Here is a 20,968-nt window from a genome sequence, read left to right on the forward strand (position 1 = left end):
CCAAGGCGGCCCGTCACCCGGAGGGGCGGCCCGTCAGCCCGATCAGGACCGGACCGGTGGGCGAGGCCACCAGATCGGCCACGGTCAGCGGGTCGAGCGCGGCATAGAACGCCTCCTGCGCGCGCCGCAGCGCGCCCCGCAGCCGGCAGGCCCCGCGCAGCGGGCACGGCGGGTCGCCGTCGCAGGCGACCACCTCACCGTCGCCTTCGAGTTCGCGCACGAGCCAACCCACCGAGGCGCGTCGCCCCAGGGCGGTCAGCGTCAGCCCGCCGCCGCGACCGCGCCGCGCCTCCACGACGCCGAGGTGCCGCAGGCGTGTGACGGCTTTCGCCGCGTGCGTGTACGGCACACCGACGGCCTCGGCCACCTCGCGGGTGGTCAGTGGGTCGTCACCGTCTCTCACGACCGCCAGGCGCATGACGGAACGCAGCGCCAGGTCGGTGAACCTCGTCAGCCGCACAGCCAGGACGCTATCAAACACGCATAATAGGTTCGTGTTTACTTACGGCAATGGCTCCGTGGAGCGCGTCACCGGACGCCGAACGACGGACGGTGACACCTGATGGCGGCGGAGGACGGCGGATTTCCCCGGCCGGCGGCCGGTCCACCCCTCCCCCGGGTCCTGTGCGACATCCCGGAACTCCTGTCCGCCGGCGGGGACGCACCGGCCGGCGCCCTGTGGAAGCTCGCGGAACCGGGGCGGCAGCTCGACGCCAACGTCGTGCGCATCCCCGCGGCGGGGCGGGTCGACACGCACACCGAACCGGACCTCGACGTCCTGCTGCTCGTCCTCGACGGTGCGGCGGTCCTCGTCCGCTCCGACGGCGAACACCCCCTGCGCGCGGGCGTCCTGACCTGGCTGCCGCACGGCTCGACCCGCGGCGTCGTCGCCGGCCCGGACGGGGTGACGTACCTGACCGTGCACCGGCGGCGCCCCGGCATGCGGATCCAGCCGCCGGACGCCGCCGACCGGCTCCGGCCGGGCGGCGCCTGAACCGGCGGACGTACGGTCAGCGCGCCGGTGCGGGCACTGTCAGGCGTCCGTCGTGCACCTCGGTGACACGGTCGGGCGCGGCCGGATGGGCGTGGTCGTGGATGACCAGCACGGTGGCCGTGTCCCGCTCCCGGGTCAGGCCGGTGATCAGGTCGATGACGGCGGCGCCCCGCTCGTGGCCGAGGGCGCTGGCCGGTTCGTCGACGAGCAGCACACCGGGGTCGTTCGTCAGGGCGCGGGCGAGGTCGACGCGCCGGCGCCGGCCGCCGGGGAGCTGATGGGGGCCGGCGGTCGGCCCGGCCGGCATTCCGGCCGCGTCGAGGAGGTCCGGTCAGATGGAGCCCGCCCGGCCCCGGGCGGGCTCCATCTGACCGAGGGCACCTCAAGTCCCGTCCGGCCCGCGCCTACACCGAACCGGGTAGGGGACTCCCGCACCGCCGCGGTCGCCACCGCCACCGCCGCCCAGGTCTCGTCCGGCGCTTAACCGAACGCCCGGCCACGGCGGCTTTCGGACATCCCTGTTGCATCCGGCCGGCCGAGGGGCACTCATCCAGGGACCGAGGAGGAACGGCATGGAGGACTGGCGCGGGTTCGCACAGCAGATGGCGTCGTTGGCGCGCGATCTGCTGGCCCAGGAGTCGGTGAACGACACGCTGAGCCGGATCACCGGTTCGGCCAGGCAGCTGGTGGAGGGCTGCGACGCCGCCGGCATCCTCATCCTGCGCGGGAAGCGGGTGCAGTCGCTCGCCCCCACCGACCAGGTGGTGGTCGACAGCGACCAACTTCAGGAGCACGCCGGGGAAGGGCCCTGTTTCGACGCCGCTCGCACCTCCGACGGGCAGCGGCAGTTCCGGATCGCCGACTTCACGGACGAGCCACGGCGCTGGCCCAAGTACTTGCCAGAAGCGCGCAAGCTGGGCCTGGGCAGCATGATGGGCTTCCTGCTGTTCACCGAGGACGAGGACCTCGGGGCGCTGAACATCTACTCGTATCGGCCCGGCGCCTTCACCTACGCCAGCGAGACGGCGGGCTGGCTGCTGGCCTCCCACGCCGCGGTCGCCTTCTCCAGCGCCCGTACGCACGCCCAGTTGCAGGAGGCCATCGGCACCCGGCACACCATCGGCGAGGCCATGGGCATCCTCATGGGCCGGCACCGCATGACCGAGGACCAGGCCTTCGCCGCGCTGCGGCGGTACTCGCAGGACCGCAACGAGAAACTCCGTGACGTCGCCCGCCGGGTCTGCGAGCTGGGCGGCCTGTCCTGAGTCCTCGGGTCACAAAATCGTCCGGGATTCAACCGGGCGGTCGGCGTACGCCGGCGCCGCAGCGGGCACACGTCAGCGGTGACCTTGGCTGACTTCCTCTTCGCCGTGCTCGGGGCGGGTGCCCTCGCAGCCGCCGTCCTCCCCCGGCTGGTGGCCGGACGGCCGCTGTCCATGCCGCTCGTCTTCCTCGCCTGCGGGGCCGCGCTGCAACTGCTGCCCACGCCGCTGCCGGAGATCGACCTGGTGCGCGACAGGGTGTGGGTGGAGCACCTCACCGAGATCTGCGTCATCATCTCGCTGATGGGTGCCGGTCTGGCGCTGAACCGTCCCCTCGGCCTGCGCCGCTGGCAAGCCCCCTGGCGGCTGATCGGCATCACGATGCCCCTGACCATCGCGGCCACGGGGCTCCTCGCCTGGTGGCTGCTGGACTGGCCGCCGGCCGCCGCGCTGCTGCTGGCGGCCGTGCTCGCGCCCACCGACCCGGTGCTCGCCTCCGAGGTACGGGTGGGCGCACCCACCGACTCCGAGCACGACGAGGACGAGGTGCGCTTCGCGCTCACCGGCGAGGCCGGCCTCAACGACGGCCTCGCCTTCCCCGTCGTCATGGCGGCGATCGCGCTGACCGCGGCAGCGGGCACGGGCCTGTCCGGCGGCTGGGTCGGGCACTGGCTCCTGGTCGACGTACTGTACGGGTGCGTGATCGCGGTACTGGCCGGTCTCGCCGTCGGCAAGCTGCTCGGCTGGCTCTTCTTCCGCGCCGGCCGGGCGTCGATGCGACTGTCCGAGCACCGGGAGGGCTTCGTCGCCCTGGGCGCCACGTTCCTCTCTTACGGCATCACCGAACTCGCCCACGGCTACGGGTTCCTGGCGGTCTTCGTCACCGCCTGCCGCATCCGCGCCGCCGAACGCGACCACGGTTACCACGCCGTGCTCCACGACTTCGTCGAGCAGGTCGAACGACTGCTCACCGCCGGGCTCCTCTTCCTCCTGGGCGTCTGCGTCGCGCAGGGAGCCCTGGCCGACCTGACCTGGCAGGGCGCCGCCGTCGGTCTGCTCGTGCTGCTCGTCGCCCGGCCGCTCACCGGCTGGGTCGCGCAGTTCGGCACGGCCGCCGGCCCTCGGGAGCGCCTCGTGACCGCCTTCTTCGGCATCCGCGGTATCGGCTCGCTGTTCTACCTCGCCCATGCGCTCGGCACGGAGGGCTTCCACGTCCCGGCCGGGGAGCTGTGGGCCGTGGTGGCCTTCACCGTTCTCGTCTCCGTCGTCCTGCACGGGGTGACCGCCTCACCCGTGATCCGCCGTCTCGACCGGCAGCGGCTGCTGAAGGCCCGGGGCCGACGGCTCACCGGGCGGACGCCCAGCGAGGACGACGTGGCCGGCGAGCGCCTGTGACCGTCGCGCGAGGAAGCGACGGAAGGCAGTCCCGCCAAACGACTCGTTCGAGCTGCCGGTGAGGCCGGCGTAGCGGCGTCCGGAGCGGCCGGGACGACGGCGGTCTCCTCACCCGCGTGCGTTTGCTCCCCGCCCTGCGGGTAACTCCGGCATTCCGGACGCCGATCCCCGGGAGTCGCCATGTGGAAGCGCAAGGGCAGGAAGGACCGCCGGACCGCCAAGCCGGTCCCCATGGAGCTGTGCGACCTGTGCGCCAGGGTCTTCCCCGAGGACGAAGCCGTGAGCGGTTACGTGCCGGACTCCTCCGCGGCCCACCTCACCAAGGAGCGGTTCGACGGGCTGCGGCTCATCACCGCGTGCTGCGACGACCACTTCGACGTGATCAAGAACGGTTACGCGCACCGGCCCTTCGTGGACGAGGAGCTGTGGGCGGCGAAGCTCACCCGCGCCCTGACCACGGGCTCGCCCGCGCTCTCCATGGACCAGCTCGGCTGCCGGACCGGCCTCCAGGAACCACAGATACGCGCCGCCATCGCCTGGCACAACGAGCGCATGCGTGAGCAGCAGCGCATGGACCCCTGACGAGGCCGTCGGCGGCCGCATGTCTCCCGGTCGCGGTCAGCTCGCCCGTCTCCCGGTCGCGGTCAGGACGGGCGGGTACCGTGCACGCGGTACCGCTCCGCGTCGGCCCACTTGACCTCCAGGCCGAGCCCCGGCCGGCCCGTGTCGGGGCTCAGGGCTCCGCCGTCGGGCGACAGGACGCCGTCGAACAGCAGCCGCTCGACGCGCACGTGGTCGTGGAAGTACTCCAGGTGCCGCAGCCGGCGCACTGCGCAGAAGGCGTGGGCGGACACCGCCGGGGCGCAGTGCGCGGACAGATCGAGGTGACGGCCGGCCGACAGACCGGCGACCTCCAGCACGCCGGTGATGCCGCCGCAGCGGGTGACGTCGGCCTGGAGGCAGTCCACGGCCGGCCCGTCGACGAGGTTGGCGAAGTCCTGGGCGGTGAAGGCGTACTCCCCCGCCGTGATCTCCAGCCGGGCCGGCCCCCGGTCGCGCAGCATCCGCAGCCCCGCCAGGTCCGCGGAGCTCACGGGCTCCTCGAACCAGCGCACGTTCCACTCGTCGTGGAACCGGTGCGCCCAGTACAGGGCCTCCTTGCGGCCGAGCGCCCCGTTGGCGTCGGTGAACAGCTGCGTCCCGTCGCCCACCGCCCGGCGGACGGCTGTCAGGCGCCGCACGTCGGCCTCCGGTTCTCGCGAGGTCTTCAGTTTCACGCGCGGGATGCCTTGCTCGACCCATCCGGTGAGCTGGTCGGTGAGGCGGTCCTGGGAGTAGTTGGTGAAGCCGCCGCTGCCGTAGACCGGCACCCGGTCGTGGTGGGCGGGCAGGAGGTGGACCAGGGGAAGGCCGAGCAGTCTCGCCTTGAGGTCCCACAGCGCCACGTCGACGGCGGACAGGGCCATGGCCCCGACGCCGGGGCGGCCGGCGTTGCGCATCCGGGTGCCCAGCCGCTCCCACAGCGCCGGTGGTGAGGCGACCGGCCCGCCCATGATCACCGGCGTCAGCACGGAGTGCGCGAAGGCCGCCACGGACACGTCCCCGTAGGTGTAGCCGAGCCCGGTACTGCCGCCCGCGTGCACCCGCACCAGGACCATGGTCGTGGAGTCCCACTCCAGGGTGCCGTCCTGTTCCCGGCCGTCCGGGCCGTCGGTGGGGACCTCGAAGGCGTGGACGTCGACCGCGTCGACCGTGCGCCCGTCCAGCGCCCTCGCGTCCAAGCCGGTCGTCGGCGTCATCCCGTACTCCCTCGGGCCGTCACGTACGCGCAGGCGAGCGGTCAGTCCGCGCCGCCCTCCAGCGTGATCACCGTCTTGATGTTGTCCGCGCTCGGCTCGAAAGCCCGTGTCGCGTGTGCCAGCGGCACCCGGCGGTCGAGAAGCCGGTGGAGCCACTCCCGGTCCGCTCGCGCCAGGGCGTCGGCGGCCTGCCGGAAGTGGCGGAGGTTGGCGTTGACGGAGCCCACCACCACGTCGTTCTCCAGCACGATGTCGCGGTTCACCGTGCCCGCGTCCACGGTCAGGCTCCGCCCGGCGGGCGAGACGCCGGTGAGACAGACGATGCCGTACGCCGCCGTCCCGCGCATCGCGTCGAACACCAGCCGGCCCGCCCCGGTGGCCTCCACCACGACGTCCGGGCGTACGGCGGCGAACACCTCGTCGGCCGCACCGCTGTGGTAGGTGGCTCCGAGGGCGCGCACGAGGTCGGGCTTGGGCCCGTTGGTGACCCGGTCCAGGACGTGTACGTCGAGGCCGCGCTGCCGGCCGAGGAGCGCGGCGAGGAGTCCGATCGGGCCGGCGCCGGTCACCAGTACGCCGCGGGGCTCGAACCAGGCCCTGGCGCCCACCCGCTCGATCTGTTCCCATGCCTTGGCGACCACACTGGCCGGCTCCATGAGCACGCCCGCGAGGCCCAGTCCCGCGTCGACGCGTACGGCGTAGTCGGTCTCCAGGCACCAGAGCTCGGCGCCGTACCCGTCGAGTTCCTTGATGCCCCGTTCGCGGTAGCGGCCGTTGCGGCACATGTCGAACTCGCCGTGCGCGCAGGCTCCGCAGGGCTCCGGGTCGGGGCGCCGCACCACGCCGGCCACCAGGTCGCCGACGGCGAATCCGCTGCCGTCCGGCGCCTCGGCCACGCGACCGAGGGACTCGTGGCCGAGGATCAGCCGGTCGCGATCAGGCGGTGCCTGGCCGTACGCGCCGGACACGATCTCCCGGTCCGTGCCGCAGACGCCCAGAGCCACCCCTCGGACCAGCAGCTCACCGGCGGCCGGCTTCGGCTCCCCCACCTCCTCCACCGCGAGCGAGCCGTCCCCGCCGGGCCGGACGGTCAGTGCGCGCATGATGCTTCCTCTCGGCTCGCCTTCCCGAATCCGGTTCCCCGCATCGTTCGGCCCATGCGAGGGCCGTCCGGTCGGTGCGCGGCGCGCGTCCGGGTGGCGCCACGTTTGTCCGGCCCGCCGACGGGTCACTCAGTTCCGCATCCGCGAGCCATCGAAGGGACCGCCCGAGGAGCATCCCGTGAACCGCTTCCGGCAGCCGTTCCACCGTGCGTGGGACCGGCTGGCCGCGTCCGCCCTCGTCCGGCGCGGCCGGGACCTGGAGCTGATGCACCGGGCCATGGGGTTCGCCACGCTCGCCCTGGTCACGCTGGCGCCGCTGCTGATCGTGGTGGCCGCCTTCGATCCCCTGGGGGCCCGCGGCGGGTTCGCCTCCTGGCTGGCCGACGGCATGGGGCTGTCCGGCCGGTCCGCCCGGGTGCTGACCGACATCATCACTCCGCCGACCAAGATCGTCGGCACCACGAGCGTATGGGGCGGTATCGCGCTCGCCGTGTTCGGCGTGGCCTTCGCGGCGAGCGTGCAGAACGGCTACGAACGCATCTGGGAGCTGCCCTCCGGCCCGTGGCACCGTGTCTGGCGCCAGGCGACCTGGGTGGCCATGCTGACCGCCTACCTCTACCAGGAGGTGCAGACGCGGACCGCGCTGCACGGGTCGGTGCGGATCGCGCTGTCCACGGCGACGGGCATGCTGTTCTTCTGGTGGGGCCAGCACTTCCTGCTGGGCAGCCAGGTCCGCTGGCGCGACCTGCTGCCGGGGGCGATCGCGACCATGGTGGGCCTGATCGGTCTGCGCGGCTTCTCGTACCTCGTGTTCACGCCCCTCATCCTCGACAACGCGATCAGTTACGGCACGGTCGGCATCGTGCTGGTGGTGGAGTCCTGGCTGATCGGGGTCGGGTTCGTCGTCCTCGGCGGCGCGATGGTCGGCCACTGGTTCTGCGAGCACCACTGGTGGACACGGAACATCGACCGCGAATGACCCCTTCTCCGCCTACGCTCCCGTCCGGCTTCCAGGCAGGCGGACAGCCCATGGCCCGCCCGCTCACGTACCACCCACCGTGCGGCGTCGTGCCCGCGGTACCGGGGTGTCCGCGCTGGTCGTGGCGGGCGCGCTGCCCCCACGGGCGCCGCGTGCGACGGCCCGCCGCCGTCTCCCCACCCCGAGGTGCTGCCGCAGGCCGGGGAGCCCTACGACCGGGCCGTCCGGGAGGCGCTGGACGAGGATTCCGGCAGCCGCCTGCTCTCGGTGGCGCTGCGCCCGTCTCCGACCCGCGGCCCGTCTGGTACACCCGGGTCGCCGCGCGGGACGGAACCGTGCACCTGGTCCGCGCCGACGCCGTGCACGGTCGGCTCCTCGGCACCGCCGTGCCGGAGGGTCGGTCGGCCGCGGACAAGGAGCGGGTCTCCGCCCTGGCTGCCTCGGCTGAGGTGCTGCCCGAGGAGGCCGTCGAGCAGGTGAAGAGTCCGGACGTCGGCGAGGTGACCGGCATCCGGCTGGAGGAGGACCGGCAGCACGAGGCCGTGTGGTCCGTCGACGTCACCGCCGCTCAGCGGGACGACACGCAGACGTACCTGGTCGACGCCGGACGAAGGACGTCCTCGACCGGACGTCCTCGCCCGGCGGACGGCTCCCTCCTGGGCCTGAGCCGCCCGAGGGCCGGAGGCCCGGGAGGACGGGCGTGCCGAGGACACCCTCCCCCACGCCGTGCCGCGACGGCGCCCCGCAGCCGTCGGCCGGGCACCCGGCACCCGGCGCGCGGCGCCCCGCACCCGGCCCGGGCATCGCGTCACCATCGCGTCACCGACAACGGCGGCGCACGCCCTCGGCCAGTACCGCGGCGACCGTTCCGGTCACGGCGGCGCCCAGCGCGAGCGGCCGGCGGCGGCGGGAGATCCAGAACTGGAGGCTGCGGGCGTGGGACTCGTCGTCGAAGACCCCGTGCGCGCCGTAGTCGGCCGGTGCGGTGTCGTCCGCCGGCTTCCAGAGGTTGACCGGGCGGGACGGGTCGACGGGCTCGTCCGTCTGCTGCGAGTCGTAGCCGGTCCGGGCCAGAAAGCGGTCCAGCAGTCCGGGTGCGAGCTTCTGGCCGAGCAGGGTGGCGACGGTGGAGCCGCCGACCCAGTACTCGCGCCGCTCGGGATGGTCGGCGGCGTACAGGACCGCCTCTGCGGCGACCTCGGGCTGGTAGACCGGGGCCACCGGGCGCGGATGCCGGGGCAGCCGGGTGAGGACCCAGCTGAACTGGGGCGTGTTGAGTCCGGGCATCTGGACCATGGTCACCCGGACCCCGCTGCGGTCGTGCAGGAGTTCGCAGCGCAGGGAGTCGGTGAAGCCCTGGATGGCGTGCTTGGCCCCGCAGTACACCGCCTGGAGCGGGACGCTGCGCCGGGCCAGGGCCGAACCCACCTGGACGATGGTGCCGCGATCGCGGGGCGTCATGTGCCGCAGGGCGGCCTGGGTGCCGTGGACGAAGCCGAAGTAGGTCACCTCCGTGGCCCGCCTCAGTTCCTCCGGTGCGATCTCCGCCACCGGAGCGAAGACGGTCGAGAACGCGGCGTTCACCCAGACGTCGATCGGGCCGAGCTCCTCCTCGATCCGGGCGGCCGCCGCGTCCACGGCCTCCGGGTCGGCGACGTCCACCACCAGGGGGAGTGCGCGTCCGCCGGCCTCGCGGACCTCCTGCGCCGCCTGCTCCAGGGCATGCTCACCGCGCGCGAGGAGGGCCACGGAGTTCCCGCGGGCGCCGAAGGCCCGGGCGGTGGCCCGGCCGACGCCGCCGCTCGCCCCGGTGACGACCACGACCTCCGCCCGGCGGTGCCGGCCACCCCGCGGCGCCCGCCGCCCGCCGCTCACTTCTTGCCCCGGCCGGGGAGGTGCTCGGCGTACTCGGTGAGCTTGTGGCGTACGCCCTTGGTGGCGATGCCGCTGGCTTGCGGATCGTGCCGGGCCGCCTTGACCGCCTTCTCGCCCCGCTCCCTCGTGATGTGCGGCGGGATCGGCGCGATCTCCGCGTCGACCTTGACCTCCGAGACCACGGGCCGGTCGGCGGCGAGCGCCTCGTCCCAGCCGAGCGGGCCGTTGACGCCATCACCCGGACAGCCGTACACCCGCTGGACGCCCCACTCGGACAGGCGCTGGAGCACATGGTCGGCGACTTGGGTCATGAGGCTCTCCCGGGCGTGGGGTCGACGGTCGGTCTGTGGAGTTGCCTTCCCCGGCAGCCCGTAAACCGGGCGGTACTCACCCGTTCGGCCAGGAACCGACCGACCTTCGCGAAGGGCAGAGGAAGGTGAGAACCCGTCCGCCGTCCGGCGGCACGGCGCTCCACCAGCGCACGGACTCCCGCGCCGCACGCCGTGGACCGGAAGTGGACGCGCGTCTCTGTCATCAGCACTCCCCGTGCGCGGCAGTCCTCCGCCGGCCCGGCGCGCGGTCGCTCCCCGACGGGCCCTTGACCGTCGCCCTCGGGGCAGGGTAGACATGCGGCCATTGATGTTTACGTAAACATCAACCGCACCCCTGACAGCGAGAGCACCCTCAGGCGACGCTCGATGTTTACGCAAACAAGGTGAGCGACCATACCTTCCAGTCGGGAGCACACGATGGCACGCCGTACCCGCAGCAGACGCCCTCTCGGGGCCGCCGCACTGACCGCCCTGGCCACAGGGGCCGCCCTGATCAGCGTTCCCGCCCAGGCCGGACCGGCCGCGGCCGCCGCCTCCGTCACCGTGCGGCCCGACCCCTCCTACCAGCAGGAGGCGTTCGAGGGGTGGGGCACCAGTCTGGTCTGGTTCGCCAACGCCACCGGCGACTACCCGCCCGAGATCCGCGAGAAGCTGGCACGGCTCCTCTTCGGCGACGACGGCCTGGGGCTGAACATCGCCCGCTACAACATCGGCGGCGGCAACGCGCCGGACGTGAAGGACTACCTGCGCGCCGGCGGCGCCGTCGAGGGCTGGTGGAAGGCGCCCGCGGGCACCACCCGCGAGGACACCGGCTGGTGGAGCGCCGACGACCCGGCCGACTGGAACGAGGACGCCGACGCGACCCAGCGCTGGTGGGTCGAGCGCATCAAGGACGACATCGACCACTGGGAGACGTTCAGCAACTCCCCGCCCTGGTTCATGACCGTCAGCGGCTACGTCTCCGGTGGCTTCGACTCCTCCGCCGACCAGCTCAAAACCGAGTCGGTCGACGACTTCGCCGCCTACGTGGCCGGTGCGACGAGGCGCCTGGAGAAGGCCGAGGGCATCAGGGTCGACACCGTCGACCCGTTCAACGAGCCCAACACCCCCTACTGGGGCACGCGGCTGGGCGCGGACGGCGAACCCGTCGGCGGCCGGCAGGAGGGGGCGCACATGGGCCCCGGGCTCCAGCGCGAGGTCCTCCGGGCACTCGCCCCCGCGCTGAAGAAGGCGGAGGTCAAGGCGGGCATCTCGGCGATGGACGAGACCAATCCCGGCACCTTCGCGACGAACTGGAACGCCTACTCCCAGGCCGGCCGCGACCTCGTCGACCAGATGAACGTCCACACCTACGGCACCGGGCAGCGCACCACCGTGCGGGACCTGGCCAAGGCCGCGGACAAACCCCTGTGGATGAGCGAGGTCGGCGGCGACTGGGGCGACGGCCAGGACTTCGAGGACATGCGGCCCGGCCTCGGCCTCGCCCAGCAGATCGTCGACGACCTGCGGGAACTGGAGCCGCGCGCCTGGGTGTTCTGGCAGCCGGTCGAGGACTACGACAACATGAAACCGGGCGGCGAGTCCGCCGGGGGCGGCAACTGGGGCAGCATCCAGCTCCCGTTCAGCTGCACCGCCGAGGACACCCTCGACACCTGCCCGATCCGGACCAACACCAAGTTCGACACCGCCCGCAACTTCACCCACTTCATCCAGCCCGGCGACCGGCTGATCAAGACGGACGACACCTGCAGCGCCGCCGCCGTCACCCGCGACGGCAAGGGCGCCTCGCTCGTCCACGTCAACCGCACCGCCGAGGCCCGCACGGTCACCGTCGACCTGTCGAAGTTCCGCCAAGTGCGCCGGGACGCCACCGTCACCCCGGTCGTGACCAGCGCCGACGGCAAGCTCGAACAGCAGGCCCCGATCAGGGTGACCGACCGCGCGGCCACCTTCACCGTGCCCGCGCAGTCCGTGACCTCCTTCGAGATCAAGGGCGTCTCCGGCGTCGCGAAGGACGCCGCCCTGCTGCGCGAGGGCCACACGTACACGCTGACCGGCGTGCAGAGCGGCAAGGCCGTCACCGTCGCGGGCAACGGCACCGGCCTGGTCCTCGGCACAGGGGCCGCAACCAGCGCCCAGCAGTGGCGGCTCAGCGCGGTGCGCCACGACAGCGGGGTGCGCGACCGCCATGTCTTCACCAACCCGGCGGACGGCACGCGGCTGGCCGTACGCGACGACGTCCCGGTGGCCGAACCCGACACCGGCAGGCGTGACAAGGCCGCCGAGTGGATCATGTCGACCACCGGCGACGGCACCTGGACGCTGGTCAACGCGGCCACCGGGCGCCTGCTCGAGGTCGGCGGCCAGGCAACGCACGAGGGCGCGGCCGTCACGACGTGGCCGCCCAACTCCGGCGCCAACCAGCGCTGGACGGTGACGGACGTGTCCGCCGGCTGACGCCCCCCTCTTGACCGAACGGCCCCGCCCGCGTCCACCCGCGGTACGGGGCGGGGCCGCGGCCCCGCCCCGTACCGACGGACCCCGTACCGACGGACCCCATACCGACGGACCCCATACCGATACCGACGTACCCCGTGCAGACCGACCCCGCACAGCCCGTCCCCCACACACAGACAGAAGGAGACGGCATGACCAGCGACCCTCGCGAGCTCGACGTCCGCCGCCGGATGGCGGCGCAGGAGCTCTACTCCGACGGCGCGCCGGGACTGGGGGGCCTGGCGGAGGAGCGGTTGCGGGGCAAGGAGCTGGCCGACGCCTACAACCGGACCGGTGCCCGGGACGAGGAGGGCCGCGGAGCGCTCCTGAAGGAGCTGCTCGCCTCCGTGGGCGCGGGGGTGTGGATCGAGCCGCCGCTGCACGTGGCCTACGGCAATCGTGTGCACCTGGGCGACGACGTGTACGTCAACTTCGGCCTCACCCTCGTCGACGACGTCGAGGTCTGCGTCGGGAACCGGGTGATGTTCGCCCCACACGTGACCATCAGCACCACCGGGCATCCCGTCCACCCGGACCTGCGCAGGGACGGGACGCAGTTCTCGGCGCCGGTGCGCATCGAGGACGACGTGTGGATCGGGGCCGGCGCGCTGATCATGCCGGGGGTCACCGTCGGCCGCGGCTCGGTGGTCGGCGCGGGCAGCGTGGTGACGGCGCACGTGCCGCCCATGGTGGTCGTCGCCGGGACCCCGGCACGGGTGATACGCGAGATCACGGACGCGGACCGGGAGTGGACCTACCGTCCGCCCCGCGCCCTGGGCCACAGCTCCGAGTGATCGCGGGACAACCGTCGGGTGATCCCGGAGTACTCGGCAACTCCCGCCGCCCGCCCCGCACATGGTAGGAAACGCGGGGCCGTACGATGATCGGAAACTGCGGTGGAGTGTCACCTCCCGGACCACGGAGCCTGCCATGACGACGGACCATTCCCGGCCTCCCCGGATCGACACCGGCCGGGCCCACCCCGCGCGTGTCTACGACTGGCTGCTGGGCGGCAAGGACAACTACCCCGTCGACGAGGCGGTGGGCGAGACACTGCCGCCCGAGGCGCGGGCCGCGGCACGGCAGAACCGCGCGTTCATGAACCGTGCGGTGGCCCACCTCGCCGCGCAGGGCGTCGACCAGTTCCTGGACATCGGCACGGGCATCCCGACCGAGCCCAACCTCCACCAGATCGTCCAGCGGGCGGTGCCGACGGCCAGGGTCGTCTACGCCGACAACGACCCGATCGTCCTGCGGCACGCGGAGGCCCTGCTGGTCAGCAGTCCCGAGGGGGCCACGGACTACGTCCAGGCCGATGTCCGCGAGCCGGACGAGATCGTGCGGCACGCGCGCGAGATCCTGGACTTCGACCGGCCCGTCGCGCTGTCGCTCATCGCCCTGATGCACTTCGTTCCGGACGAACAGGACGCCCACGGCATCGTCCGCGGCCTGGTCGAGACCCTCCCGTCAGGCAGTCACCTGGTCCTCTCGCACGCCGCGATCGACCTCTTCCCGGAGCTCGCCGAGCAGGTGATCGCCCAGTACGCCAAGGGCGGCATCCGGCTCGGCTTCCGTACCCGGGCGGAGGTGGCCCGCTTCTTCGACGGACTGGATCTGCTGGCGCCCGGCCTGGTCACGGCCACCGAGTGGTACGGCGAGGGCGGACAACCGCCCGCGCCGGAGGAGAGCGGCATCTACGCGGGCGTGGCGCGGATCCGCTGACGACGGGCGGGCGCGCGAGGGCTCAGCGGCGCCGCCCGCGCGTCGCCCAGCCGCTGCCGATCCCGGCGACGTGCAGGGCCAGCAGGGCGAGGCCGATGAGCATGACGTTGGTAGCGGTGAAGATGTCGTTGGTCGAGATCTCCGCCGCGTTGATCAGCCACGCGATGAGGAACAGAACCGCCGCGATGATGGCGAGCACGGTGTACATCCCTTCGGATCGGCGGCACCGGGCCGGTGCCGTGTCACGCGTATGCCCCCGACCGGAGGCGTGACACCGCGGAAGGCACCACGCGCTTCGTACAGTGGAGGGGACCGGGACCGTCCGCGGCGCACCGAGGCCGAGAGCGGTCCGTTACGCACCCGCCCCCACCGGAGCACCCATGCACGACCCGTCCACCGCACCGGACGACGGCTCCGGCACGCTGTTCGGCCTCGGCGCCCTGACGCCCGGTTTGCCGGACGCGCCGCCCGCCGGACCGCTCTTCCGGGACTCCGCCGCCGCCCGCCGCCTGCTGCCCGTACGCGAGATCCACGCCGAGCCGGCGGCGGCGGCCTCTCCGCGCGGCCGGCAGGTGATCGCCCGGTTCCCGAAGGCCCGTGTGGTCGAGGTGGACTCCCACTGGCGCGTCCCCGGCCTGCACGGCAACGAGGGCAACGTCGAGCGCTGGGTGCGGGTCAAGGGCGAGACGCTGGTCCTGGGCGAGAGGAAGACGCCGGCCACCCGCCCCAACGGCCGTTCCGCTGACTGGATCGCCCCCGGCGCCTCCAACGGCTGCGCCATGGCCTGCGCCTACTGCTACGTGCCGCGCCGCAAGGGCTATGCCAACCCCGTCACCGTCTTCACGAACATCGACCGGATCATCGCCCACCTCGGCCGGCACATCGCGCGGCAGGGGCCCAAGCCCGAGCCGAACCAGTGCGACCCCGAAGCGTGGGTCTACGACGTCGGCGAGAACGGCGACTGCTCGGTGGACGCCCTGATCTGCGACAACACCGCGGACCTGGTGCACGCCTTCCGGCAGTGGCCGACGGCCAAGGCATCCTTCGCCACCAAGTTCGTCAATCCCGACCTGCTCGCCCTCGACCCGCGCGGCCGGACCCGGATCCGCTTCTCCGTGATGCCGCCGGACGACTCCCGGCTGCTGGACGTGCGCACCTCGCCGGTGGCCGAGCGCATCGCCGCGGCCGGCGACTTCCTGGACGCCGGTTACGAGGTGCACTTCAACCTCTCCCCCGTGGTGGTGCGGCCGGGCTGGGAGGAGGCCTGGGCGGAGCTTTTGCGGCACCTCGACGACGTCCTGCCGGACCGGGTCAAGCGACAGGCCGCCGCCGAGGTGATCATGCTGACCCACAACCGGGAACTGCACGAGGTCAACCTCGGCTGGCACCCGCGCGCCGAGGAGGTGCTGTGGCGGCCCGAGCTCCAGCAGGCCAAGCGCTCGGAGAACGGCGCGCTCAACGTGCGCTACCGGAACGGCGTCAAGGCCGGGGCGGTGGAGCGGCTCCGGGCGCTCGTCGCCGCCCACGCGCCCTGGCTGCGCGTCCGGTACGCCTTCTGAGGCCGCACCGCCCAGCCGCGCTCCGCGTCGCTCCGGGCGCCGGGTAAGGCGGACCTGACGTCGGATAACGTGCCGGGTGCAGCCATCCGCCGGAAGGCCACACTTCCGGCACGCAGACACCTGGGGAGCCGGCCTTGCCGCACACGATCGACGCGACCGGCGAACGACCGGACGCCGTCACCGAGGAGGGCTGGGTCGAGCTCGGCTCGCGCACGGAACTGCGCGAGCTGCTGGGCGAGCCCTGGCCCCTCGTCATAAACAAGGTCCACGACCGGCTCACGGACGAGGACCGGGACATACTGGCCCGCTCCCCCTTCTGCCTGCTGGCCACCTCCGACGCCGAGGGCGGCTGTGACGTCTCGCCGCGCGGTGACGCGCCGGGCTTCACGCACGTCCTCTCACCCGGCGCCCTCGCCCTGCCGGACCGGGCGGGGAACCGGCGGGGAGACAGCTTCCACAACATTCTCGACAATCCGCACGCCGGACTGCTCTACCTGATCCCCGGCGGCAAGGAGGTGCTGCGGATCAACGGCCGGGCCCGCATCCTCACCGACGCCCCCTTCTTCGACGCGATGGCACGGGACGGGCGGCGTCCGGACCTCGCCCTGCTTCTGGAGATCGACGAGATCTACCTTCACTGCCCGCAGTCCCTGAACCGGGCGGGGCTGTGGAAACCCCAGTCGTGGCAAGTGAGTTGAGCCGGTCGCCCGGCCGGCGGCGAACGGGGCGCCACGGTCGCCGCCGGGGCTGTGTGAGCCCCGTCTCTACCAGGGGTTTTTAGGTTAGGCTAACCTTCGCCACGTGAGATCTGGTGAAGACGCAGCCGGCACCCCGCGCCTGCGCGGTCATGAACTGTCGGCGACCGGTGTGACCGTGGCGTACGACGGTGTCGATGTCGTGCACGACGCGGAGGTCCGGCTCAGGCCCGGCGAAGTGACCGTCCTGGTGGGCCCGAACGGCAGCGGCAAGTCGACGCTGCTGCGGACCGTCGCCCGGCTCCAGCGTGCCCGCAGTGCCACGCTCAGGATCGACGGGGACACCGACGGCCTGGCGCTGACGTCCCGTGAGTTCTCGCGGTACGTGGCCCTGCTGACGCAGGGGCGTCCGACTCCCGGCGGGCTGACCGTGCGGGACGTCGTCGAGTTCGGCCGCTATCCGTACCGGGGCCGCTGGGGGCGGCCTGATCCGGACGGCCCGGCCGCCGTCGTCCGGGCGCTCGCGCTCACCGGCGTCGACGGCCTCGCCGACCGCGGCGCCGACCACCTGTCCGGCGGGCAGTTGCAGCGGGTGTGGCTCGCGAGCTGCCTCGCCCAGGAGACCGGCGTACTGCTCCTGGACGAACCGACGACCTACCTCGACCTGCGCTACCAGATCGAACTCCTCGACCTCATCCGCGACCTGGCCGACGACCACGGCATCGCCGTCGGTGTCGTCCTGCACGACCTCGACCAGGCCGCGGCCGTCGCCGACCGGATCACGCTTCTCGAAGCGGGCCGCGTCGTCGCCGACGGCCCGCCGGAGGACGTGCTGACGCCGGAACGCCTCAGTGCCGTCTACGGCATCCGGATCGACGTCGACACCGACCCCCTGACCGGCCGACTGCGCACCCGCCCGATCGGCCGCCACCACATACGAACCCCCGAAAGGCTCGGCACCACCTCATGAGACGCCTCCTGCTCACCGCGGCCGCCACCACCGCCGCGGCGCTCACCCTCGCCGCCTGCGGCACCACCGAGCCCGCCGCCGACAAGACCGAGAAGAAGGCCTCCGAGGCCATCACGCTCAAGGACGGCAAGGGCACCGAGGTGAAGCTCGACGGCCCGGCCACCAAGGTCGTCGCCACCGAGTGGAACGCCGTCGAGAGCCTCGTCTCGCTGGGTGTCGACCCGGTCGGCGTCGCGGACGTCAAGGGCTACAAGACGTGGGACACCTCGGTCCCGCTGAAGAACGAGCCCAAGGACATCGGCACCCGCGGCGAGCCGAGCATGGACACCGTCGCCTCCCTCTCCCCCGATCTCATCGTCGCCACCACGGACCTGCCGCCCGCCGCCGTGAAGCAGCTGCGCGAGGTCGCCCCGGTGCTGGAGGTGAAGTCCGCCGACGGCACCGACCAGATCGGGCAGATGCTCGACAACATCGACCTCATCGCCAAGGCCACCGGCACCACGGACAAGGCGAAGACGATCCGCACCGACTTCGAGGCGAAGGTCGCCGAGGGCAAGAAGGCCCTGGCCGACGCCAAGACGGCCGGCCGGCAGATCGCCTTCGCCGACGGCTACGTGGCCTCCAACCAGGTCTCGATCCGCCCCTACACCGCGACCTCCCTCATCGGTGAGGTCAACGAGGCGATCGGTCTGAAGAACGCCTGGAAGGTGAAGGGCGACGAGGCCTACGGTCTCGGCTCCACCGACGTCGAGGGCCTGACCGCCCTGCCGAAGGACACCCACTTCGCCTACATCGGCAACGACGACGACCCGAACGCCACCCCGTTCACCGGAGCGCTGGCCGAGAACTCGGTGTGGAAGTCCCTGCCGTTCGTGAAGGCCGGCGACGTGCACCGGCTGGACGACGGCATCTGGATGTTCGGTGGCCCCGGGTCGATGGAGGCGTACATCGACGCCGTCGTCGGCGCGCTGACGAAGTAGCGAGGCCATGGCCGTCACCGCAACCAAACCCGCTGCCCGTCCGTCGACGGCTCCCACGTCCCGGTCGGGTGCGGCCGCGGTGACGGCCGGACTCGTCCTGCTGGTCGCCGTCCTGGCCGTCGTCGACATCACCCAGGGCACCGCCGCCGTGGGACCCACCGAGGTGTTCAAGGCCCTGACCGGGCAGGCCGATCCGGACGACGCGTCCGTCGTGGTCGCGTCCCGGCTGCCCCGGATGGCCGCGGGGCTGCTGGTCGGTGCCGTCCTCGGCACGGCCGGTGCCGTGCTCCAGGCGGTCAGCCGCAACGTGCTGGCGTCCCCCGACACCCTGGCCGTGAACGCGGGTTCCTACCTGGCGCTCGGGCTGGTCGGCGCCACCGGCGTCTCGCTCCCGATGATCGCCTCCTCCGGCGTCGCCTTCGCCGGCGGCCTGGCGGCGGCGGCCGTCGTGCTCGGCCTGTCCGGGCTCGGCACGGGCACCGTCCGGCTGGTGCTCGCCGGTACGGCTCTGATGCTGGGCTTCAACTCCATGACGGAGGGACTGCTGCTGCTCTTCCCCGAGCAGACGGACGGCCTCTACCAGTGGAACCAGGGCAGCATCGCCCAGAACGGCTTCGACGGCGTCCTGCAGATGCTGCCCATCGCCCTGGTCGGGCTCGTCGGACTGCTGCTGACGGCCCGTCGGGTGGACGCGCTCGCGCTCGGCGACGACGCCGCGCGCGGCCTGGGCGTCCCGGTCCGGGCCACCCGGGTCACGGTCGTGGTCCTGGCGGCGCTGCTGTCCGCCGCCGCGGTCACGCTCGCCGGGCCGATCGGATTCGTCGGCCTGTGCGCACCCGCCCTCGTCCGCCCGCTCGCCCGCCGGTTCCGCGGCTTCGCACGGTCCCGTACGGCCATGCTCGCGGCGGCGCTCACCGGCGCTGCCCTGGTCCTCGGTTCGGACGTGCTGCTGCGGACCTTCGTCGCGGACGACCTCTCGGTGGCCGTCCCCACGGGCGTCGTCACCAGCCTGGTCGGCGCCGTGTTCCTGGTCGTCATGGCGCTGCGGCTGAAGGACCCGGCCGGGGCCGGGGCGCCCGACCGGTTGCGCATCCCGAGCCGGACGGTGTTCCTGGCCACCGTGGCGGTCCTGGCCGCCGTCCTGGTCGGTCTCGTGATCGCCGCCGTGCTGGTCGGCGACAGCAAACTGCTGCTCGGTGACGTCGTCAACTGGGCGCAGGGGCGGGCCGGGCGGACCGTCTCCTTCGTCCTGGACACGCGGGTGCCCCGGGTGCTCGCCGCGCTCTGCGCGGGTGCGGCGCTCGCCCTGGCCGGCACGCTGGTGCAGGCGGTGACCCGCAACCCGCTCGCGGAACCCAGTGTCCTGGGTGTCTCCGGCGGTGGCGCGCTGGGTGCCGTGGTCCTGGTGACCACCGCGCCGGTCGCCGGGACGTGGGGGGTCGCCGGTGCCGCTTTCGGGGGCTCCGCCGTCACCGCGGTCCTCGTCTTCGGGCTCGCCGCCCGGGGCGGCTTCCGGCAGAACCGGCTGGTCCTCGTCGGCATCGGTGTCGCCGCCGCGACGACCGCGCTGATCAGCCTGCTGATCGTGCTCACCGACCCGTTCAACGCCACGAAGGCGCTGACCTGGCTGTCGGGTTCCACCTACGGGCGGACCATGCCGGACATCGTGCCGGTCGCGCTGGCGCTGACCGTGGGCATCGGTGTGGCGGTCGCCCGGCGCACCGAACTGGACCTGATCTCGCTGGACGAGGACACGCCCCGGCTGCTGGGCCTTGCGCTGGGTCCGGGACGCCTCGGGTTCCTCGTGCTCAGCGTCGTGCTCAGTTCGACGGCCGTGGCCTGCGCGGGCACCATCGGCTTCGTCGGGCTCGTGGCCCCGCACGCGGCCCGCGCCCTCGTGGGCCGGCGGCACGTGCGGGTCGTGCCCGTCGCACTGCTCCTCGGCGCCACGCTCGTCTGCGCGGCCGACCTCATCGGCCGCACGGTGATCGCGCCGGCGCAGCTCGGCGCGGGGCTCATGACGGCGGTCATCGGTACGCCGTACTTCCTGTATCTGCTGGTGCGCAGCCGCCGGTAGGTGCCTCCCCCCGGGCCGGAAACCGGGTGAGGCCGATCGTGTGCCGTCGTACGGTTCCGGGATGGAGCGACGCACCGCGGACGGGGGCCGCGAGGGCCTGCTGAACGTCATCGACCTGGAGGCCACCTGCCGGCAGGGGCAGCCGCCGCCCGGCGCGGTGAGCGAGGTCATCGAGATCGGGCTCGCCGTGGTCGACCTCGACGCCCGGGAGCGCGTGAGCCGGCACCGCGTCCTGGTGCGGCCCGCCCGCTCCCGGGTCAGCGCGTACTGCACCGAACTCACCGGCATCACCCAGGCCGAGGCCGACCGGGGCGTGAGATTCGCCCAGGCCTGCGCCACGCTGGTGCGGGAGCACGGCGCGGGCCTTTGGCCCTGGGCGAGCTGGGGCGGCTACGACCGGCGCCAGTTCGTCCGCCAGTGCGCCGCGGACGGAGTCCCCCATCCCTTCGGCCACCCTCCCGAGCGCACGCACACCAACGCCAAGGCGGTCTTCGCCGACGCCCACGGGCTGCGCCGGGGGCCCGGCATGGCGCGGGCTCTGGAACTCGCCGGGCTGCCGCTGGAGGGGCGGCACCACCGGGGCGTGGACGACGCCTGGAACATCGCGGCGCTGGTGCTCCGGCTGGCCGACCTGGGCGTCTGGCCCGCTGCCGGAGGGCGTGGCGGGCCCTGACGTTCCCGTCGAGAAGCCGGCCGCGTCCCGGTTGGCGGCGTGACCGTTGTTAGACAG

General features: G+C 73.0%; 21 protein-coding genes and 1 pseudogene. 14 read left to right on the forward strand and 8 right to left on the reverse strand.

Features of this window, described 5'->3' with window-relative positions; all coding sequences use genetic code 11:
* Positions 1–13: 13 nt before the first annotated feature.
* Positions 14–460, reverse strand: coding sequence for a nitric oxide-sensing transcriptional repressor NsrR (gene nsrR / locus ACIQ1J_RS23265; protein WP_403559504.1), 447 nt, complete (start codon positions 458–460; stop codon positions 14–16).
* Between the two features lie 102 nt (positions 461–562).
* On the opposite strand from nsrR, the gene ACIQ1J_RS23270 reads away from it, so the two are divergent.
* The gene (locus ACIQ1J_RS23270) at positions 563–994 is read left to right on the forward strand and encodes a hypothetical protein (RefSeq protein WP_210961234.1); all 432 of its coding nucleotides are present in this window, start codon (positions 563–565) and stop codon (positions 992–994) included.
* 16 nt (positions 995–1,010) lie between these two features.
* On the opposite strand, the pseudogene ACIQ1J_RS23275 reads toward ACIQ1J_RS23270, so the two are convergent.
* Positions 1,011–1,322, reverse strand: a pseudogene (locus ACIQ1J_RS23275) (ATP-binding cassette domain-containing protein); the annotation flags it as partial.
* Positions 1,323–1,566: 244 nt separating this feature from the next.
* Between ACIQ1J_RS23275 and ACIQ1J_RS23280 the strand changes: the two are divergent.
* From ACIQ1J_RS23280 to ACIQ1J_RS23290, 3 genes are all read left to right on the forward strand, one after another.
* A complete protein-coding gene (locus tag ACIQ1J_RS23280; RefSeq protein WP_403559508.1) occupies positions 1,567–2,259 on the forward strand; it encodes an ANTAR domain-containing protein in 693 nt (230 codons plus the stop codon).
* A 78-nt stretch (positions 2,260–2,337) separates the two neighbouring features.
* The gene (locus tag ACIQ1J_RS23285; protein WP_403559510.1) at positions 2,338–3,651 is read left to right on the forward strand and encodes a cation:proton antiporter; all 1,314 of its coding nucleotides are present in this window, start codon (positions 2,338–2,340) and stop codon (positions 3,649–3,651) included.
* 180 nt (positions 3,652–3,831) lie between these two features.
* Positions 3,832–4,233 (forward strand): hypothetical protein, encoded by a 402-nt coding sequence (locus ACIQ1J_RS23290; RefSeq protein WP_210961231.1) that lies wholly within the window; start codon positions 3,832–3,834, stop codon positions 4,231–4,233.
* A gap of 62 nt (positions 4,234–4,295) precedes the next feature.
* On the opposite strand, the gene ACIQ1J_RS23295 is transcribed toward ACIQ1J_RS23290, so the two are convergent.
* Positions 4,296–5,450 (reverse strand): enolase C-terminal domain-like protein, encoded by a 1,155-nt coding sequence (locus ACIQ1J_RS23295; RefSeq protein WP_403559513.1) that lies wholly within the window; start codon positions 5,448–5,450, stop codon positions 4,296–4,298.
* 41 nt (positions 5,451–5,491) lie between these two features.
* The gene (locus ACIQ1J_RS23300) at positions 5,492–6,553 is read right to left on the reverse strand and encodes a glucose 1-dehydrogenase (RefSeq protein ID WP_403559516.1); all 1,062 of its coding nucleotides are present in this window, start codon (positions 6,551–6,553) and stop codon (positions 5,492–5,494) included.
* Between the two features lie 178 nt (positions 6,554–6,731).
* Here ACIQ1J_RS23300 and ACIQ1J_RS23305 point away from each other — a divergent pair, with 178 nt between their 5' ends.
* Positions 6,732–7,532, forward strand: coding sequence for a ribonuclease BN (locus tag ACIQ1J_RS23305; protein ID WP_403559519.1), 801 nt, complete (start codon positions 6,732–6,734; stop codon positions 7,530–7,532).
* 209 nt (positions 7,533–7,741) lie between these two features.
* Here the strand turns inward: ACIQ1J_RS23305 and ACIQ1J_RS23310 are convergent, their stop codons facing one another.
* The 3 genes from ACIQ1J_RS23310 to ACIQ1J_RS23320 form a co-directional block, all read right to left on the reverse strand.
* The gene (locus tag ACIQ1J_RS23310) at positions 7,742–8,068 is read right to left on the reverse strand and encodes a hypothetical protein (protein WP_403559522.1); all 327 of its coding nucleotides are present in this window, start codon (positions 8,066–8,068) and stop codon (positions 7,742–7,744) included.
* A 283-nt stretch (positions 8,069–8,351) separates the two neighbouring features.
* A complete protein-coding gene (locus ACIQ1J_RS23315; protein WP_403559524.1) occupies positions 8,352–9,407 on the reverse strand; it encodes an SDR family oxidoreductase in 1,056 nt (351 codons plus the stop codon).
* Complete coding sequence (locus ACIQ1J_RS23320) at positions 9,404–9,718, reverse strand: hypothetical protein (protein ID WP_403559527.1); 315 nt, start codon at positions 9,716–9,718, stop codon at positions 9,404–9,406. Before ACIQ1J_RS23320 ends, ACIQ1J_RS23315 begins: the two co-directional genes overlap by 4 nt.
* 438 nt (positions 9,719–10,156) lie before the next feature.
* Here ACIQ1J_RS23320 and ACIQ1J_RS23325 point away from each other — a divergent pair, with 438 nt between their 5' ends.
* From ACIQ1J_RS23325 to ACIQ1J_RS23335, 3 genes are all read left to right on the forward strand, one after another.
* A complete protein-coding gene (locus tag ACIQ1J_RS23325) occupies positions 10,157–12,196 on the forward strand; it encodes an RICIN domain-containing protein (protein WP_403559529.1) in 2,040 nt (679 codons plus the stop codon).
* 191 nt (positions 12,197–12,387) lie between these two features.
* On the forward strand, positions 12,388–13,029 hold the full coding sequence (locus tag ACIQ1J_RS23330; protein WP_403559532.1) for a sugar O-acetyltransferase: 642 nt from the start codon (positions 12,388–12,390) through the stop codon (positions 13,027–13,029).
* Positions 13,030–13,165: 136 nt separating this feature from the next.
* A complete protein-coding gene (locus tag ACIQ1J_RS23335) occupies positions 13,166–13,957 on the forward strand; it encodes an SAM-dependent methyltransferase (protein ID WP_403559535.1) in 792 nt (263 codons plus the stop codon).
* Between the two features lie 22 nt (positions 13,958–13,979).
* Here the strand turns inward: ACIQ1J_RS23335 and ACIQ1J_RS23340 are convergent, their stop codons facing one another.
* Positions 13,980–14,165, reverse strand: a complete 186-nt coding sequence (locus ACIQ1J_RS23340) for a hypothetical protein (RefSeq protein WP_337306530.1) — start codon at positions 14,163–14,165, stop codon at positions 13,980–13,982.
* Between the two features lie 172 nt (positions 14,166–14,337).
* Here ACIQ1J_RS23340 and ACIQ1J_RS23345 point away from each other — a divergent pair, with 172 nt between their 5' ends.
* The 6 genes from ACIQ1J_RS23345 to ACIQ1J_RS23370 all read left to right on the forward strand — a co-directional run bounded on the left by ACIQ1J_RS23345 (position 14,338) and on the right by ACIQ1J_RS23370 (position 20,911).
* On the forward strand, positions 14,338–15,516 hold the full coding sequence (locus ACIQ1J_RS23345; RefSeq protein WP_403559538.1) for a spore photoproduct lyase family protein: 1,179 nt from the start codon (positions 14,338–14,340) through the stop codon (positions 15,514–15,516).
* Positions 15,517–15,650: 134 nt separating this feature from the next.
* Complete coding sequence (locus tag ACIQ1J_RS23350) at positions 15,651–16,214, forward strand: MSMEG_1061 family FMN-dependent PPOX-type flavoprotein (protein ID WP_403559540.1); 564 nt, start codon at positions 15,651–15,653, stop codon at positions 16,212–16,214.
* A 103-nt stretch (positions 16,215–16,317) separates the two neighbouring features.
* Positions 16,318–17,181, forward strand: coding sequence for a siderophore ABC transporter ATP-binding protein CdtA (gene cdtA, locus ACIQ1J_RS23355; RefSeq protein WP_403559543.1), 864 nt, complete (start codon positions 16,318–16,320; stop codon positions 17,179–17,181).
* Positions 17,178–18,161 (forward strand): ABC transporter substrate-binding protein, encoded by a 984-nt coding sequence (locus ACIQ1J_RS23360; protein ID WP_403559546.1) that lies wholly within the window; start codon positions 17,178–17,180, stop codon positions 18,159–18,161. Before cdtA ends, ACIQ1J_RS23360 begins: the two co-directional genes overlap by 4 nt.
* Positions 18,162–18,168: 7 nt before the next feature.
* On the forward strand, positions 18,169–20,238 hold the full coding sequence (locus tag ACIQ1J_RS23365; RefSeq protein WP_403559549.1) for an iron ABC transporter permease: 2,070 nt from the start codon (positions 18,169–18,171) through the stop codon (positions 20,236–20,238).
* Positions 20,239–20,299: 61 nt separating this feature from the next.
* Positions 20,300–20,911, forward strand: coding sequence for an exonuclease domain-containing protein (locus ACIQ1J_RS23370; protein ID WP_403559552.1), 612 nt, complete (start codon positions 20,300–20,302; stop codon positions 20,909–20,911).
* Positions 20,912–20,968 lie beyond the last annotated feature (57 nt).

This window comes from Streptomyces sp. NPDC097107, assembly GCF_044762405.1.
GTDB lineage: Bacteria > Actinomycetota > Actinomycetes > Streptomycetales > Streptomycetaceae > Streptomyces > Streptomyces thinghirensis.